We start from the raw sequence: 17789 nt of genomic DNA on the forward strand, positions 1-17789 counted from the left end.
TAGGCTGTTACACGTGTAACAGAACCCGATGCGACGCAGTGTACGACATCAGCCGGGTCATTGAGCTGATCGGCGATCTGAAAGTTGCACGAGTCAGGTTCCACGGATCAGCAGAGGCGTTTCCGCCCTTCCTCACCGGGGAGTCCCTCATGATCAGCGCCATCTCGTCCACCGTTCCGCCGGCTCGTGTCTCGCCGGACACGGTCTCCATGTCCTCCGCTCCGCCTCGCGACTGCTCCTCGGTCGGCTGGGCGGTGAAGCCGAGGGCGGATGCGGTCCCGCGGGTGCGCGCGTTCCTGCGGTCCGCGCTCGAAGGCTGGGAAGTGGAGCCGGGCCGGGTGGATGTCCTGCTGCTGGTGGCCACGGAGCTCGTCTCCAACGCCGTCCGTCACGCCGGTGCCGTGACCCGTCGGCTGTGTATCACGCTGGCGCTCGATGAAGAGTGGCTGCAGTTCGATGTCGCCGACGGGGACCCTGTCCTGCCGCGCATCGGTTTGGATGCGGACCGGCCGGCGCTGGAGGCGGAGAGCGGGCGGGGCCTTGTGATCGTGGGCCTGCTGATCCGCGAGTCCGAGGGTGAAGTGGCCGCCTTCCGGGCGGGGTTGGGGAAGGTCGTCCGGGCGCGCATTCCTGTCCGCGGCGGCTGTTCGCGCTGAGTGGGCGGGGCTGTGGGCAACGGCTCGTCGCGGGAAATTGTGTAGAGCCATCTTGACGGCCGTCAATTTGACGCAATACTTGCCGCACTCCCTTCGCTGCCCCCGAGACCGAGGTGTGCGCCCCATGGAGCTCTCCCTGTCCGCCCATGCGGACACGTTCTGCCGTGACCGGCTTCCACCGGTTTCCCTCTGGCCCGAACTCCACTTCGACATGCCGGAGTTGCGCTATCCCGACCGCCTGAACTGCGCTGTCCGCCTGCTCGACGACGCCGTCGAGCGCTGGGGAGCCGACCGGCCCTGTCTGCTGACACCCACCGACCGCTGGACCTACGGCGACCTGTTGCGGCACGCCAACCAGGTTGCCCAGGTGCTCACCGAGGACCTCGGGCTGCGTCCCGGCAACCGCGTTCTGTTGCGCGGTCCCAACAACCCCTGGCTGGTGGCCTCCTGGTTCGGTGTCCTCAAGGCGGGAGGTGTCGCCGTCACGACGATGCCGATGCTCCGCGCCTCGGAACTGGCGCAAATGCACGACATCAGCCGCCCTGCCGTCGCCCTGTGCGACCACCGGTACCTCGAGGAACTCGCGGCCGCCGACACGCCGGGCCTGGTCGTCGTGCCCTACGGCGGACCAGGTGACGACGACCTGACGCGCAGCTGCGCGGCCAAGTCCGGCGCGTTCGCGAACGTCGCCACCGCCGCCGACGATGTCGCTCTGATCGCCTTCACCTCCGGTACGACGGGGCGACCCAAGGCGACGATGCACTTCCACCGGGACGTGCTCGCCAACGCCGACACGTTCTCCCGGCACATCGTCAAGCCCCGCCAGGACGACGTGTTCACGGGGACGCCGCCGCTCGCCTTCACCTTCGGACTCGGCGGCCTGGTCGTCTTCCCCCTTCACTCCGGGGCGGCGACGCTGCTGATCGAGCAGGCGTCGCCCGAGAAGCTGGCCGACCTCGTCGCCGAGCACGGTGTCACGGTCCTGTTCACCGCGCCCACCGCGTACCGGGCGATCATGGCCGCCGGGGCCGTGGACCGCTTGGCGGGACTGCGCCGGTGCGTGTCCGCGGGGGAGGCGCTGCCGGCGCCGGTATGGGAGGACTTCCGCGCGGCGACCGGACTGCGCATCATCGACGGCATCGGCGCGACCGAGATGCTTCACGTCTTCATCTCCGCCGCCGACGACGACATCCGCCCCGGATCCACGGGCAGGCCCGTCCCCGGCTACCGCGCGATGGTCGTCGACGAGACCGGGGCACCCGTTCCCGACGGGCAGCCCGGGCTCCTCGCCGTCACCGGCCCCACCGGGTGCCGTTACCTCGACGACCCGCGTCAGACGACGTACGTCAGGAACGGCTGGAACATCACCGGCGACACCTACATACGCGACCGCGACGGCTACTTCTGGTACGTGGCCCGCAGCGACGACATGATCGTCTCCTCCGGCTACAACATCGCCGGACCCGAGGTCGAGAAGGCCCTCCTCGCCCACCCCCACGTGGCGGACTGCGGTGTCGTCGGCGCGCCCGACGACAAGCGCGGCATGGTCGTCAAGGCGTACGTGGTGCTGCGCGAGGGCGTCGCGGCCGACGACGTGACCGTCAAGGAACTCCAGAACCACGTCAAGCGGACCATCGCGCCCTACAAGTACCCGCGCGCCATCGAGTTCGTCACCGAACTGCCGCGCACGAGCACCGGAAAGCTCCAGCGCAGCGCCCTGCGCCGACGGGCCGTCGGCTAGTACCTCCGCGGCCGTGACGAAGAGTGCTTCTCCTCGCCCGCCCCGGCCTCATCTCCCGCACTGCGCCGGCCTGATCGCCGGACGAAAGGCACCCCCATGGACACATCCAGCCCCGCAGGGGCGACCTCGACCGCCGGCGCCCGCGCCGGTGGATCCGGGGGAGCAGGTGAGACGAACCTGCCCAGCGTCGTCATCGAGCGGCGCGTCGAGTGGCCCGACACCGACGCCGCGGGTCACTACCACCACTCCACCGTCGTGCGCTGGGTGGAGGCGGCCGAGGCCGTCCTGCTGCGGCGCCTCGGCCTGGATCACCTCTTCGGCAGCACGCCACGCGTCCACTTCGAGGCCGACTACCGCGCGCGGCTGTGGTTCGGGGACCTGGTCCGCGTCGAACTGCGGGTCACCAAGGTCGGGACCGCATCCCTGCACTACGCCTTCACGGTGCGCGGCAGTGGTGACACGGAGGCGGCCGCCGGGCGGATGACGATCGCCCACTCCGCCGCGCGTGCGGGCGGCGCCACGCCGTGGCCGGACCAGGTGCGCGACCTCCTGACCAAGGCGGGTCCGCAGGCCCCCGAAGTCCTGGCCTGAGTCGGCGATCCATGCGAGCCATCAGCATGTATAGAGTTTTCTTGACGAGCGCAGGAATTACGACATACGTTCTTCCTCGAACCACAAGGAGGACGCCGTGCGCGTAGCAGTCATCGGCGGAGGGCCTGGCGGGCTGTACTTCGCGGCCCTGGCCAAGCAGCTCTCCCCGCACTGGGAGATCACCGTGTGGGAGCGCAACGCGGCGGACGACACCTTCGGATTCGGCGTCGTGTTCTCCGACGAGACCCTCGACGGCGTCGCGCAGGCCGACCCGGAGATCCACGAGGCCATGTCGGCCGAGTTCGCCCGCTGGAGCGACATCGACGTCCGCTACAAGGGCCAGGTCCTCACGTCGGGCGGCCACGGGTTCGCCGCCCTGGGCCGCAAGCGCCTGCTGCAGATCCTTCAGGAACGGTGTGCGGCACTGGACGTGGACGTCCGCTACCGCACGCAGGCCCCTCCCGCCGCCGAACTCGCCGCCGGGTACGACCTGGTGGTGGCGAGCGACGGCGTACGGTCGGCGACACGGAGCGCGTACGCCGGCACCTTTGTGCCCGACCTCGACGAACGGCACTGCCGCTACATGTGGCTCGCCACGGACAAGGTGTTCGAGGCGTTCACCTTCATCGTCGCCGAGCGGGACTTCGGCACCCTTCAGGTGCACGCGTATCCGTTCGACGCCACCCGCAGCACCTTCATCGTCGAGATCGACGAGGACGCGTGGCGGCGCGCGGGGTTCGACGCGTTCGCCGCCCGTGAGTATCCGCCCGGGACGAGCGACGAGGACAGCATCCGGTTGTGCGAGGAGATCCTCGCCGACCACCTCGACGGCCACCGGCTCATCCCCAACAGCTCGAAGTGGATCCGCTTCACCACCGTGCGGAACAGGACCTGGCGCCACGAGAACGTGGTGCTCCTCGGGGACGCCGCCCACACCGCGCACTTCTCGATCGGCTCCGGCACCAAGCTCGCCATGGAGGACGCGCTCGCCCTGACGGCCTGCCTCCACGAGCACGCCGATGTGCCCAGCGCGCTCGCCGCGTACGAGGCCGAACGCAAGCCGGTCGTCGAGTCCACGCAGCGGGCCGCCCAGGCCAGCCTCGAATGGTTCGAGAACGTCGGCCGCTACACCGGGCAGGAACCTCTCCAGTTCGCGTTCAACCTGCTCACCCGCAGCCGGCGGGTCACCTACGACAACCTGCGGGTACGCGACGAGGCGTTCACCGACGCGGTGGACACCTGGCACGCGGACCGCTCGGCGATCGGTGGACAGGCCGCTGCCACCGCACCTCCCATGTTCCGGCCCGTCCAGGTGGGCGGTCTGCGCCTGCGCAATCGCGTGGTCGTACCGCCGATCGCGCTGTACTCCGCGCGGGACGGTGTGCCGGGGGACTTCGACCTCGTGCATCTGAGCACACAGGCGCTGGGCGGCTCCGGTCTGGTCGTCGCCGGCATGACCGCCGTCAGTGCCGACGGGCGGGCCACACTCGGCTGTCCGGGCCTGTACACCGACGAACAGGAAGCGGCCTGGCGCCGGATCACCGACTTCGTCCACCGGCAGTCGGACACCTGCCTCGGCATTCAGCTGACGCACGCCGGACGCCGAGCCGCGACCAGCACGCCACGAGCGGACGGCCGGTGCGCCCCTCTCGGCGCCGACGGATGGCCCCTGGTCGCCGCGTCCGCCCTGCCCTGGGACGAGGCGAGCGCGACACCCCGCGAAGCCACCCGCCAGGACATGGAGACGATCACACACGACTTCGTCACCGCGGCCCGCCGCGCCGACCGGGCGGGCTTCGACGCACTGGAACTGCAGTACGCCCACGGCCACTTGATGTCGGGCTTCCTGTCGCCGCTGACCAACGCGCGGACCGACTCCTACGGCGGCAGCCTCGCCAACCGGCTGCGTTTCCCCCTGGACGTGCTCCGCGCGGTCCGCGCCGTGTGGCCCTCCGGCAAGGCGCTCATCGTACGGATCTCGGCGGACGACTGGGCGGACGGAGGTGTCAGCGCATCCGACGTGGTCGAGATCTGCCGTGCCCTGGCGGACGCCGGAGCGGACGCGATCGATGTCTCCACCGGTGAGGTCGTCGCCCACGAGCGGCCCCGGTACGGGCGCAGCTACCAGACGCCGCACGCCGACCTGATCCGCAACACCACCGGCATACCCGTCATCGCGGTGGGCGCCATATCGACGTACGACGACGTCAACTCCCTCATCCTGGCCGGCCGGGCCGACCTGTGCGCCGTCGGCCGTGCCCAACTGCACGACCCGCTCTGGACTCTGCATGCCGCTGCCGCCCAGGAGTACACGGGCCCCGCGGCCCCCTGGCCCGCGTCATGGCAGGCGGGCCGCGGCAGACCACCGGGCGCTCGCACCGACCGCGTACCGCCCCGCCTGAAGCTGCTGCGGGACCTTCCCCTACCCGTGCACCAGCGATGGCTTCCGCGGCCCGAGTCGCCCGCCGCCGCGGCAGCGGCTGTCTGACATGGAGGAACAGATGACGCATCTGCCCCGCTTCAAGGCCGCCGCCGTTCAGTCCTCACCCGTCTACCTGGACCCGGCGGCCACCGTGGACAAGGCCGTCGCGCTCCTCGCGGAGGCGGCCGCCCAGGGCGCCGAACTGGTCGTCTTCCCCGAGGTGTTCGTCCCCGGCTACCCGTACTGGAACTGGACCATGAACCCGGTCCAGGGAGGACCGTGGTTCGAGCGGCTGTGGCGGGCCTCGGTCGACGTCCCCGGACCACACGTGGACGCCCTGCGCGCGGCGGCCCGTCAGCACAACGTCGTCGTGGTCATCGGCGTCAACGAACGCAGCCCGCACAGCCTCGGCGTCCTCTACAACACCCTGCTCACCATCGGGGCGGACGGCGAACTCCTCGGCGTGCACCGCAAACTCGTCCCCACCTGGGCGGAGAAGCTGACCTGGACGGGCGGCGACGGCAGCTCCCTCAAGGTCCACCACACCCCCGTCGGGCGGCTCGGCGCGCTGGCGTGCGGTGAGAACACCAACACCCTGGCGCGTTTCACCCTGCTCGCCCAGGGCGAGCTCGTCCACGCGGCGAGCTACATCGCGCTGCCGGTCGCGCCGGAGGACTACGACATGGCGGACGCCATCGCCGTGCGTACCGCCGCCCACAGCTTCGAGGGCAAGGTCTTCTCCGTCGTAGCCTGCTCCACGATCTCCGCGGAGATCGTGGACACCGTCGCCGGCGACGACGAGGACGTGCGCCGGATGCTCGCCCGCCGGCGCAGCGCACTGTCCGGCGTCTTCGGACCCGACGGCCGTCCCGTCACCGAGCCGCTCATCGACGACGAGGGAATCGTCTACGGCGAGATCGACCTGGCCAGGTGCATCCAGCCCAAGCAGATGCACGACATCGTGGGCCACTACAACCGTTTCGACATCTTCCGCCTGCACGTCGACAACACCCCGCGCACCCCCCTCGCCTTCGCGGCCGATCCGGCCCAGCAGACCGTCGCCACCCCGCTCGCCACCGACTGCGTCCCCGAGGCCGCCCCCACGAAGGAGGAGTCATGACCACCGAGTACGACGACAACCGGCTCGGCCGGGCCCGTGTGTCCGACACCCCTGAACTCACCGCCTACTACGGCGAACTCGCCGAACTGGAAGCCGGAGCGCTCTGGACCGTCGCCAACGACATCGAGCCGTGGTACCCGCAGCCGAAGTCCGTGCCCGTTCTGTGGCGCTACGAGACCCTGCGCCCCCTGGTCCGCAAGGCGCTCGACCTGGTCAAGGCCGACGACGCCGGCCGTCGCGTCGTGATGCTCGTCAACCCGGAGCGCAGGGACGTCAGCGCCGCCGTCGGCCTGCTCTACACCGGCCTGCAGATCATGGGGCCGGGGGAGTCCATGACCGCCCACCGCCACCAGGCCGCCGCCCTGCGCTTCGTGCACGAGGGCACCGGCGCCTGGACCATCGTGGACGGCCAGAAGCTCAAGGTAGGTCCCCGGGATTTCGCCATCACCCCCAACGGCACCTGGCACGAACACGGCAACGAGTCGGACGACGCCCCCGTCATCTGGCAGGACGGCCTCGACATCCCCCTGGTCAACGCCCTGGACGCGGGCTTCTACGAGGTGCACCCGGAGCTCCACCAGAAGCCCGGCAAAGTGATCAACTCCTCCGTCCTCACCTACGGCGCCAACCTGCTTCCCTGCGGCGCGCAGAAGTGGACCCGGCCCTATTCGCCGCTGCTCGCCTACCCCTGGGAGCCGACCTACGCCTCCCTGTGCAACCTCGCAAAGGCCACGGAAGGCTCCCCGTACGACGGCGTCATCGCCGAGTACACGAACCCCATGACCGGGGACTCCGTGATGCCCACCATGGGCGCCCACATGCAGCTGCTGCGGCCGGGCCAGGCCACCCAGGCCCACCGCCACACCGGCTCGGTCCTCTACACGGCGGCAAAGGGCCGGGGTTACTCGGTCATCGCCGGCCGGCGCTACGACTGGCAGCAGGGCGACATCTTCTGCGTCCCCTCCTGGGCCTGGCACGAGCACGTGAACCTCGACCAGGGCGAGGACGCCTGCCTCTTCTCCTTCAACGACTTCCCCGTGATGCGCTCCCTCGGCTTCCACCGCGAAGAGGCATACACCGACAACGGCGGGCACCAGCCCACCGCCTGAACCGCCGCCGCGCCGGAACCGCCTGCTCCGGCACCGGTGACCGGCGCGGCGGCTGTGGACCGGTGGCGATCCCACACCGCCCCGCATCGCCCCGGCCCCCGCCGGGCGGCGGTGAGGAGACCTGGTCCTCACCGCCGCCCCGGTACCCCCTGCTTCCCCTCCCTCCCACAAACGGAGCAGTCATGCGACTGGTGACCTACACGATCAGCAACGCCCCCGCCCGCCTCGGCGCGCAGATCGACGACCGTGTGATCGACCTCCCCACCCTGGCCCGGCACCACGACACCGAGCTGCCCCAGGACCTGCTGTCCTTCATCCGGGCGGGCGCCGACGTGCAGGAGAACGCGCGGCGCCTGCTGGCGTGCGATCCCTCCGGGTGGCCGGCCGACGCCGTCCACGGCCTGGACGAGGTCGCCCTGCGGGCCCCTCTGCGCCCCGGCAAGATCATCGGCGTCGGCCTGAACTACGTCGAACACGTCGAGGAGTCCAGCCGCAGCCTGGACACCGACAAGGAACTGCCCCCGCGCCCCGTGCTGTTCAGCAAGCCCGCCACCGCCGTCACCGGCCCCGGACAGCCGATCCTGCACAACGGCGACCTGACCGAGCAGCTCGACTGGGAGTGCGAACTCGCCGTCGTCATCGGCCGCACGGCCTTCCGCGTCAGCGAGGAGGACGCCTACGGCCACATCTTCGGCTACAGCATCGTCAACGACATCAGCGCCCGCGACCAGCGGCGCTCCGGACAGTGGTTCTTCTCCAAGGGTCAGGACTCATACGCGCCCTTCGGCCCCGCCGTGGTGACGGCCGACGAGATCCCCGATCCGATGGCGCTGGACCTCGAACTCCGAGTCAACGGGGTCACCAAGCAGAAGTCGAACACCCGCCACATGCTGTTCCCGATCGCCCGCCTCGTCGCCGACATCTCCTCCGGAGTGACACTGGAACCGGGCGACGTCATCGCCACCGGATCCCCCTCCGGTGTGGGCGCCGGCATGGTGCCTCCGGAGTTCCTCGTCCCGGGCGACACCGTCGAAGCCACCGTCGCGGGCATCGGCACCCTGACCAACCCCGTCGTCGACGCCCGCTGACCCCGCACCCCGCCGCACACCGCCGGGCCCACGAGGAGCCTCCGCCATGTCCCACCGCACCTACCGCATCGGCCAGATCGTGCCGAGCTCCAACGTCACGATGGAGACCGAGATCCCCGCCATCCTGCGCGCCCGCGAGAGCGTGGCGCCGGAACGCTTCACCTTTCACTCCAGCCGCATGCGCATGACCCATGTCACGCCCGAACAGCTCAAGACCATGGACGCCGACTCCGACCGCTGCGCCGTCGAACTCTCCGACGCGCGCGTCGACGTACTCGGCTACGCCTGCCTCGTCGCCATCATGAGCATGGGCCTCGGCTACCACCGCACCTCCGCGGGCCGCCTGCACACCCGTACCGTGGAGAACGGCGGCCCCGCGCCCGTCGTCACCAGCGCCGGTGCCCTCGTCCACGGCCTGCACACCCTCGGCGCCAAGAAGATCGCCCTCGTCGCCCCGTACATGCGGCCGCTCACCAGGACCGTGGTGGACTACCTCACCCATGAGGGCATCGACGTACTCGACTACGAAGCACTCGAGATCCCCGACAACCTCGACGTCGCCGCGCACGACCCCGCCGAGTTGCCCGGCATCGCCCGCGCCCTCCGGCACAGCGAGGCGGACGCCGTCGTCCTGTCCGCCTGTGTCCAGATGCCGTCCCTCGGGGCCATCGAGGAGGCCGAGCAGCTCCTCGGCAAGCCCGTCGTCTCCGCGGCCGTGTGCACCGCGCACCAGATGCTGCGCGCCCTCGACCTCCCGGCCGTGGCACCCGGGGCGGGCCACCTGCTGTCCGGGGCGTACGCCGAGACGCCCCTGCCGCGCCTGCCGGAGTGACCGGCCGGCCGCACCCCGGCTCACCGGGCCGGCGCCCGAGGGTGCTCGATAGGATCGCCACCGCAGCGAACGGAAGGCGATCATGTCGGACAGCCCCATCAGGCCCAGCTCGTTGATCAACACGGTCTACGGAGCCTTCCTCCGCGGTCTCGGGGGATGGATCTCCATCGCCGATCTGATCGTCCTGATGGCCGAGCTGGACGTGGACGGGCCGGCCGTGCGCTCGGCCATCTCCCGGCTCAAGAAACGCGGCGTCCTCGAACCCGAACGGCGGGAGGCGAACGGCTACAGGCTCAGCCCGGCCGTCCATCCCGTCTTCGACGAGGGCGACCGCCGCATCTTCGGCAGCCTGGAGCCGGCGGACCTCGCCGACGGCTGGGTGATGGCCGTCTTCTCCGTACCCGAGTCCGAACGCGCCCACCGCTACCAGCTGCGCACGCGCCTGACCTGGCTCGGTTTCGGCAACATCACCTCCGGTGTGTGGCTCGCCCCTGCCCGCCTCCTCGACGACGCGCGCGCCACACTGGACCGGCTCGGCCTCAGCGCCTATGTCCACCTCTTCACGTCGCAGTACGTGGCGTTCAGCGATCTGCGCGCCTCGGTCAGTTCCTGGTGGGACTTTCCGGCCATTGAGGCCCAATACGCGGCGTTCACCGACACCTACGCCCCCGTGGCGGCGCGGTTGACCCAGGAGCCCGGCATCGCCCCGGCGGAAGCGTTCCGTCACTACGTCCCCATGCTCACTCAATGGCGACGGCTGCCCTATCTCGACCCGGGGCTGCCGAAGGAACTCCTTCCCGACGACTGGAACGCGGTCGCGGCGCGCGAGGTCTTCCAGCAGCTGCACGCCGTGCTCCAGGAGCCGAGCCTCCGGCACGTCCAGCGTGTGACCGGCCTGGGCTAAAACGTGTAACTCCGAGCGGCTGACCTGCGTGCTATCCGAGGATCGACACGTGTAACCCAATCTTTATGCACTAATTCTGGCGTCGGTAAAATTGTCGCTATATTCTCCTGGCGTCGCCCAGCCACAGCGCTCGGGCACTCCGCCTTTCACCCCAGTCGTCCCGGCCCTCCGCGCTCTCGCCGCACAACGGGACGCAGCGCACAAGTCGTCGCCCGGCACCTCGCATCGGGGCACCAATTCGGGCGTTCCACCTCGACTCGACATGTCCGTCGTTGAGTTGCACTCCTTCCGACGAGGTGAGCATGGCAACCTTCCGACTAGTGATCAGACGGCTCCTGTCGTCAACTCCACTCCTCTTCCTGGTCTCCGCCCTGACGTTCGTCCTCGTGTCGCTGGTCCCCGGGGACCCGGCCCGCACGGTCGTCGGGCAGCACGCCACGGTCGAGCAGTACGAAGCCGTCCGCGGTCGACTCGGCCTGGACGAGCCGTTGCCGGTCCAGTACTGGGACTGGCTCGGCCGGGTCTTCCACGGCGATCTCGGCACCTCCCTGTTCAGCGGCGAGCCAGTGACGTCGCTCCTGAACAACCGGCTCCTCGTCTCCCTTTCGCTGATGGTCGCCGGAACCGTCGTCTCCGGACTCCTCGGGGTGTCGCTCGGACTGCTCAGCGCCCGGCGCGGGGGCTTCCTGGTGAAGGCAGTGGACGGCTTGGCGCTCCTCGGCCTGGCGGTGCCGACGTTCTGGTTCGCCCTCGTCCTGATCGCCGTCGGGGCCGTGCAACTGCGCTGGTTCCCCGTCACCGGATTCGTGCCGTTCGCCGACGATCCCGCCGAGTGGGCGCGCTCGCTGGTCCTCCCGGTCCTGTCCCTGTCGCTCGGCGCGGTGGCCGTCATCGCGAAGCAGACCCGCGACTGCGTCCTGGACACCATGAGCCGGGACTTCGTCCGGGTCCTGCAGGCCAACGGCTTCTCCCGGCGCTCGATCCTCTACCGGCACGTACTGCGCAACGCCGCCCTGCCTCTGGTGACCGTGCTGGGAGTCGTGCTGGTGAGTCTTCTCGCCGCCGCCGTGTTCGTGGAGACGGTGTTCGCCATGCCGGGTCTCGGCAGCCTCACCCAGCAGGCCACCGTGCAGCACGACATCCCCGTCATCCAGGGAGCCGTCCTGTACATCACGGTGCTGGTCGTGCTCGTCAACCTGCTGGTGGACCTGCTCTGCAGCCGCCTCGACCCGAGGGTGCGTGCCTCATGAAGCAGACCGTGACCACAGGCGCCGGCTGCCCGCCCAGCAGACCCCGGCTGATCCGCCGGGTACTGCGCCGCCCCCTCGGGGCGCTGGCCCTGGGCTGGCTGATCCTGCTGACGGCGGCCACCCTCGCCGCACCCCTCATCACGGCCCACGGCCCGCTGGACCAGGACCTCGGCCACGTACTGGCCGGCCCCACGCCGGACCACCTGCTCGGCACGGACAACCTGGGCCGAGACCTGCTCAGCCGCCTGCTCCACGGCGGCCGCTCCACCCTGCTGGCCGTCGGGGAGGCCCTGCTGGTCTTCCTGGCCATCGGCGTCACCCTCGGCCTGGCCGGCGGATTTCTCGGTGGCTGGGTGGACTGGCTGACGGTGCGCACGGCCGACCTGCTCTTCGCCCTGCCGGGCATCATCATCGTCCTGGTCGTGCTGTCCGTGTTCCCGGGCAATCTGCACGCCGCGATGATCACGTTCGGGGTGCTCGGCAGCCCTGGGATCATCCGCATCCTCCGAAGCCAAACGCTCAGCATTCGCGAGGAGCTGTACGTCGCCGCGGCCAAGGTCGCCGGTCTGAGAAGTCATCAGATCCTGCGTCGCCACATCCTTCCCCGGATGACCAGCATGGTCATCGTGCAGGCGGCCCTGTTCGCGGCGATCGTCGTCACCATCCAGGCAGGACTCGGTTTCCTGGGCCTCGGTGCCCAGCCTCCCCATCCCTCCTGGGGCGGGCTGGTGGCCGACGCCTCGCAGGTCCTCGACCGTGCGCCGTGGATGCTCGTCCCTTCGGGTGTTCCGCTGGTTCTCACCGTCATGGCGCTCGCACTGCTGGGCGACGCGGTGCGCGACGCGGCTGTCGAGGGCTGGTCGGTCTCGAGGGTGGCGGCGCCCGCCGCGCCCCATGCCGTCACCGCCGGGGCAGCCACCACTGCGGAGGATGCGCCGCCGGCGGAAGAGAGCGGCCTGCTGTCGGTCCGGCACCTGTCCGTGGAGATCGGCGGACTCCCCGTCGTGCAGGACGTGAGCTTCGACGTCACGGCGGGGGAGACCCTCGGCGTGGTCGGCGAGTCCGGCTGCGGCAAGTCCGTGACCGCGCTCGGCATCCTGGGACTCGTCCCGGGAGGCGGCAGGATCACACACGGCCAGGTGCTGTTCGACGGAGTCGACCTCGTCCGCTCACCCACCGCTCTCGGCGCGGTGCGCGGGGCCGGTGTCGCGTACGTCTCCCAGGAGCCGATGGTCGCCCTCGACCCCACCTTCACGGTGGGGCACCAACTCGCCGAGGCGGTGCGCCGTCACCAGAGGTACGACCGCCGCGCCGCCCGCAGGCGCGTCACCGAACTCCTCGACCTGGTGAGGATCCCCGACCCCGCAGCCGTGGTCCGGCGGTATCCGCACCAGCTCTCCGGCGGAATGGCACAGCGCGTGGCCATCGCGCTGGCCCTCGCCGGCCGCCCCCGGCTGCTGATCGCCGACGAGCCGACCACCGCGCTGGACGTGACCGTCCAGGCCGAGATCCTGACACTGCTGCGCACCCTCCAGGCCGAGACCGGCATGGCGGTGCTCATCGTCACCCACGACTGGGGTGTGGTGGCGGACCTGTGCCACCGCGCCGTGGTGATGTACGCAGGCCAGATCGTGGAACAGGCAGAGGTCGAGCAGATGTTCACCCGACCCCTGCATCCGTACACCGCCGGCCTTCTCGCCGCCAACCCCTACCACGCGGTGGAGGGTGAGCCCCTGCCGACGATCCCGGGAACCGTTCCCGCTCCTCGTGACTGGCCACTCGGCTGTCGCTTCGCCGCCCGCTGCACGCTCTGCGACGAGACCTGCACGACCCGGCCGGTGCCCCTCACGGAGCCCCGGGACGGCCGGCTCACCCGGTGCGTCCACTCCCAGCGGCTCCTCGTGGAAGGCACCCCCGCATGACCCAGCGATCCCTCCTGGACGTCGAGGCCCTGACGGTCGAGTTCCGTCAGGGCCGTCGCACCCCGCCCCTGCGGGCCGTGGACCGCGTGTCCCTCGGCATCGCGCCCGGCGAGACCGTCGGTCTCGTGGGCGAGTCGGGCTCCGGCAAGTCCACCATCGGACGCGCCGTCCTGGGACTGAACCGCGCCCACTCGGGCCGTATCCACTTCGAGGGCCGCGACATCACCCACGCCTCCACCCGTATCCGCCGCGAACTCAGCGCCCGCCTGCAAGTCGTCTTCCAGGACCCGTACTCCTCCCTCAACCCCGCCCGCACCATCGGCCAGACCCTCGCGGAACCGCTGTTGGTGCACGGCGGGACGGACGAGCGGTCCATCGAGGAACGCGTGACGGCAATGCTGGAGCGAGTCGGCATGCCCACCGACACGGCGGACCGCTACCCCGGTCAGTTCTCCGGCGGACAGCGCCAGCGCATCGCCATCGCCCGCGCGCTCATGCCCGAACCACGCCTGGTCATCTGCGACGAGCCGGTCAGCGCGCTGGACCTGTCCGTCCAGGCCCAGGTCATGAACCTGCTGGCCGACCTGCAGCGCGACCTGGATCTCAGTTACCTCTTCATCGCCCACGACCTGCCCGTGGTACGCCATCTCTCCCACCGCATCGTGGTCCTCCACCGAGGCCAGATCATGGAGAGCGGGCCGGCCGAGACGCTGTACGCCTTCCCCGTCCACCCCTACACACGGGCCCTCCTCGACGCCGTACCCCAGCCCGATCCACGCGCCCAACGCGCCCGCACGACGCACCGCACGGCGGCGACAGCGCCGTTGGTGCCCTCCCCGGCCGGCTGCACCTTCGCCCACCGCTGCGCCCACGCCCTCGACCTGTGCCGCACCGAGCGGCCGCCCCTGCTGTCCCTGCCCGGAGGCCGCGCCGCGGCATGCCATCGCAGTACGGAACTGCACCCCCTCCCCACCGCCCCGGAGTCCCAGCCGCACACCTAAGGACGCCCCATGCCCAGAAATGCCTCACTCACCAAGCCCATGACCCGCACAGTGGCGATCCTGGCGGCCCTCACCGCCACGGCCACCACCGCCTGCAGCGGATCCAGCACCTCCGGCGCCGGCGGCGGCCGCGGAGACACCCTCACCGTCATCGCCGCCGGAGCGCCCGCCAGTCTCGACCCCGCCAAGGCCAACGTCGGCTCCGACAACTGGTTCGTCAACCTCACCTACGACACCGTCCTGAGACTGGGCCCGAACGGCAGGGTCTCGGCCGGCCTCGCCGGCAAGTGGGGCTATGTCGGCACGGGCAACACCGAGTTCGAGTTCACCCTGCGCAAGGGGCTGAAGTTCGCCGACGGCACGCCGCTGGACGCCGAAGCCGTGGCGGCGTCGCTGAACTACAGCCGCAACAACGGCCTCAACTTGTCCTGGACCTCCGCCATCGAGTCGGTCGAGGCCACCGGTCCGCTCACCGTACGCATCAAGTGCTCCAGCCCGCACCCCAACCTCCCCCAGCTGATGACCCAGGTGCTGATGGTCGGCTCGGTCATCAGCCCCAAGGGCCTGGCAGCCCCGGCCAGTATGGGCACCCAGTCCTTCGGCGCCGGCCCGTACGTCCTGGACACGGCACGCACGGCGACCGGCGATCACTACACCTACACGCCCAACCCCCACTACTGGGACAAGAAGAAGATCCACTGGAAGAAGGTGGTCATCAAGGTCGTGTCCAACCCCAACTCGGCGCTGCAGGCGGTCAGGACGGGTCAGGCCGACGTCATGGTCATCGGTGCCAACCAGGTCGGCACCGCAAAGTCCGGCGGACTGAAGGTCGTCGGTGCCCCGAACGTCTTCACGGGCGTCAACCTGGCCGACCGAAAGGGCACCATGGCCAAGCCGCTGAGGGACCTTCGGGTACGGCAGGCTCTGAACTACGCCGTGGACCGGGCCGCCATCGCCAAGGCCGTCGCACAGGACCACGGAGAGCCGACGAGCCAGATATCACTCCCGGGCCTCGACGGCTTCGCGGCCGACTACGACAACCGCTACGCCTACGACCCGGCCAAGGCCAAGAAGCTCCTCGCCGAAGCCGGCTATCCCGACGGTTTCTCGCTGAAGATGGAGACCCAGAGTCTGTTCGGCATCGACCTCGTCACCCAGGCCGTGGTCCAGCAGTGGAAGAAGATCGGCGTCACCGCCGACGTCACCACCGACACGAGCGTCGGCCAGTGGCTGGCGAACGCAACCTCGAAGAAATTCCCGGTACTCGGCTTCGGCTACGGCGGCGCGACCAGCTACGCCCTTTCCCTGGACTGGATGCTGCCGCACGCCACGGCCTTCAATCCCTTCGCCACGTCCGACCCGAAGCTCACCCGCATGCTGAAGGCGGCCGCGGCAGCTCCCGCCGACCAGCAACCGGCCCTCTACCAGGACGTCATGCGGTACGTCGTCGACCAGGCGTGGTTCGTGTCCGTCATGCGCATGGACGGCCTGTACGCGTACCAGGACAAAAAGCTGACGGGCTTCAAAGCGGCACCCAGTTACCTCCCCGACCTCGCATGGAGTGTCGCCCCCCGCTGACCGAGGGCCGAACCCCCGTCCGAGCGACGAGCCGACCGTCCGGCCGCTCGGATCGCCGCTCCCTCAACTCCCCGCCCCGCCGGGCCACCAGACAGCCCATCACCGCACCGTGCCGAGGTCCTCATGGCAGCCACACCCACGCAGTCATCAGCCGCTCCCGCGGAGAGCGGAAGTTCCCGCACGACATCCACCGGCCGGCGCGTCATCGCCCTGGTCTTCGCCGTCCTCCTCCTCGACGGATACGACACCACGTCCCTCGGTTTCGTCGTCCCGTCGCTCGCCGACGCATGGAGCCTTCCCCCCGCCTCCTTCACCCCTGCCCTGGTCGCCACGAACGCCGGCGTGGTTGCCGGCTACCTGCTGTGCGGCGCTCTCGCCGCGCGCATCGGGCGCCGTAAAGTGATCGTGACAGGGACGGCGATCTTCGCCGCAGGCTCCGCACTCACCGTCCTGGCCGACGACGTCCCGCAGTTGACAGCGGTGCGCGTGCTGACGTCACTGGGCCTCGGCATCGTCCTGCCCACCTCCATATCCCTCGCCGCAGACCATGCGCCCAGGCCCCGGCGAGCCATGATCACCCTCGGCGTCACCCTGGCGCTCAGCGCCGGCGCCATGGCGGGCGGACTGCTCGGCGGCCGCCTGATCGCGGGCTTCGGCTGGATCTCGGTGTTCTGGCTCGGCGCCGTCCTTCCTCTCGCCCTGCTGCCCGCCCTCCACTGGGGCCTGCCCAGCTCCGACACGGACTCCTCCACGGTGCCCTCCGGACGTCACCGCCCCCGGGCCTCGGTGGCCACCCTCTTCCGGCACGGCGCGGCCACGGCCACCGTCCTGTTGTGGGCGTTCGCGTTCCTCGCCTTCACGGCCACCTTCGCGCTCCAGGCATGGCTGCCGACCCTGCTCACCACGGGGTATGGGCTCGATCCCGCACAGGCGCCGCTGGGATCCGCCGTACTCGGCTTCGGCGGTGTCACCGGCGGCATCCTGCTCGCCGCCTGTTCGGCACGCTACGGCCTGCCCCGGTGCCTGGTGGCAGCACTGATCGCCGGTGCCCTCTTCCTCATCGGCGCGAGCCGGTTGCCGTCCGCGGGTACGGCACTCTTCCTCGCCCTGGCGGTGGCCGGCGCAGGTCTCACGGGCGGTGTCATCGGCCAAGCCGCCCTCGCGGTCACCCTGTACGAACCGGCCGCGCGCACCCAGGGGATCGCCTGGGCCGCCGCCTTCGGCCGCGCGGGCTCCGTGGTCGGCCCGGCAGCCGTCGGCGCCCTGGTCGGGGCCGGGCTCGCAGGCCAGACGGTCATCCTCCTCACCGTCGTACCCGTCGCACTGGCGGTGGCGGTCGCTGCCACCATCGCGATGAGACCGCAGCGACGCGTGACCGGCGACAAGGGGGTTGACGAACACGAACTCTGAAACGGTTGGGCTCGGGGGAGCCGGAGGCCCGGCTCAGGGCGAGGCCCAGGAACGCCCTGGGCAAGGCGGCATTCGTACGGCACGCCCTGTGCGTCGGTGACAAGCCGGCGCGGGAATCCTGAGTTCCTGTCAGCACTCCCTGAGTTCGACCTGCCCGAGTCCCTA

The 17789-nt window shown here is 70.2% G+C and carries 14 protein-coding genes; all 14 read left to right on the forward strand.

All coding sequences use genetic code 11. The annotated features are described in order from the left end of the window. Positions 1–38 precede the first annotated feature (38 nt). The 14 genes from ACZ7L6_RS07900 to ACZ7L6_RS07965 all read left to right on the forward strand — a co-directional run bounded on the left by ACZ7L6_RS07900 (position 39) and on the right by ACZ7L6_RS07965 (position 17624). Positions 39–656, forward strand: a complete 618-nt coding sequence (locus ACZ7L6_RS07900; protein WP_471921110.1) for an ATP-binding protein — start codon at positions 39–41, stop codon at positions 654–656. A 124-nt stretch (positions 657–780) separates the two neighbouring features. Further along, positions 781–2397 (forward strand): benzoate-CoA ligase family protein, encoded by a 1617-nt coding sequence (locus ACZ7L6_RS07905; protein ID WP_471921111.1) that lies wholly within the window; start codon positions 781–783, stop codon positions 2395–2397. Positions 2398–2493: 96 nt separating this feature from the next. Beyond that, positions 2494–2988 (forward strand): acyl-CoA thioesterase, encoded by a 495-nt coding sequence (locus ACZ7L6_RS07910; RefSeq protein WP_471921112.1) that lies wholly within the window; start codon positions 2494–2496, stop codon positions 2986–2988. Positions 2989–3085: 97 nt separating this feature from the next. After that, on the forward strand, positions 3086–5476 hold the full coding sequence (locus ACZ7L6_RS07915) for a bifunctional salicylyl-CoA 5-hydroxylase/oxidoreductase (RefSeq protein ID WP_471921113.1): 2391 nt from the start codon (positions 3086–3088) through the stop codon (positions 5474–5476). Between the two features lie 13 nt (positions 5477–5489). Continuing rightward, positions 5490–6530, forward strand: coding sequence for a carbon-nitrogen hydrolase family protein (locus tag ACZ7L6_RS07920; protein WP_471921114.1), 1041 nt, complete (start codon positions 5490–5492; stop codon positions 6528–6530). Beyond that, positions 6527–7639, forward strand: coding sequence for a cupin domain-containing protein (locus tag ACZ7L6_RS07925; RefSeq protein ID WP_471921115.1), 1113 nt, complete (start codon positions 6527–6529; stop codon positions 7637–7639). The genes ACZ7L6_RS07920 and ACZ7L6_RS07925 overlap by 4 nt, the downstream gene beginning before the upstream one ends. Before the next feature lie 182 nt (positions 7640–7821). Then, on the forward strand, positions 7822–8727 hold the full coding sequence (locus tag ACZ7L6_RS07930) for a fumarylacetoacetate hydrolase family protein (RefSeq protein WP_471921116.1): 906 nt from the start codon (positions 7822–7824) through the stop codon (positions 8725–8727). Between the two features lie 46 nt (positions 8728–8773). Continuing rightward, positions 8774–9559 (forward strand): maleate cis-trans isomerase family protein, encoded by a 786-nt coding sequence (locus tag ACZ7L6_RS07935; RefSeq protein WP_471921117.1) that lies wholly within the window; start codon positions 8774–8776, stop codon positions 9557–9559. Positions 9560–9641: 82 nt separating this feature from the next. Further along, a complete protein-coding gene (locus tag ACZ7L6_RS07940) occupies positions 9642–10463 on the forward strand; it encodes a PaaX family transcriptional regulator (RefSeq protein WP_471921118.1) in 822 nt (273 codons plus the stop codon). A 320-nt stretch (positions 10464–10783) separates the two neighbouring features. Beyond that, positions 10784–11713: an ABC transporter permease gene (locus tag ACZ7L6_RS07945; RefSeq protein WP_471921119.1), complete on the forward strand. Its 930-nt coding sequence runs from the start codon at positions 10784–10786 to the stop codon at positions 11711–11713. Further along, complete coding sequence (locus tag ACZ7L6_RS07950) at positions 11710–13635, forward strand: dipeptide/oligopeptide/nickel ABC transporter permease/ATP-binding protein (protein WP_471921120.1); 1926 nt, start codon at positions 11710–11712, stop codon at positions 13633–13635. The genes ACZ7L6_RS07945 and ACZ7L6_RS07950 overlap by 4 nt, the downstream gene beginning before the upstream one ends. After that, positions 13632–14636 carry an ABC transporter ATP-binding protein gene (locus ACZ7L6_RS07955; RefSeq protein WP_471921121.1) on the forward strand — a complete coding sequence of 335 codons (1005 nt, stop codon included), beginning with the start codon at positions 13632–13634 and terminating at the stop codon, positions 14634–14636. The genes ACZ7L6_RS07950 and ACZ7L6_RS07955 overlap by 4 nt, the downstream gene beginning before the upstream one ends. Before the next feature lie 9 nt (positions 14637–14645). Continuing rightward, positions 14646–16214 carry an ABC transporter substrate-binding protein gene (locus ACZ7L6_RS07960; RefSeq protein WP_471921122.1) on the forward strand — a complete coding sequence of 523 codons (1569 nt, stop codon included), beginning with the start codon at positions 14646–14648 and terminating at the stop codon, positions 16212–16214. Positions 16215–16337: 123 nt separating this feature from the next. Next, positions 16338–17624 (forward strand): MFS transporter, encoded by a 1287-nt coding sequence (locus tag ACZ7L6_RS07965; RefSeq protein WP_471921123.1) that lies wholly within the window; start codon positions 16338–16340, stop codon positions 17622–17624. The last annotated feature ends 165 nt before the right edge of the window (positions 17625–17789 follow it).

Source organism: Streptomyces sp. NPDC107522, from assembly GCF_055657525.1.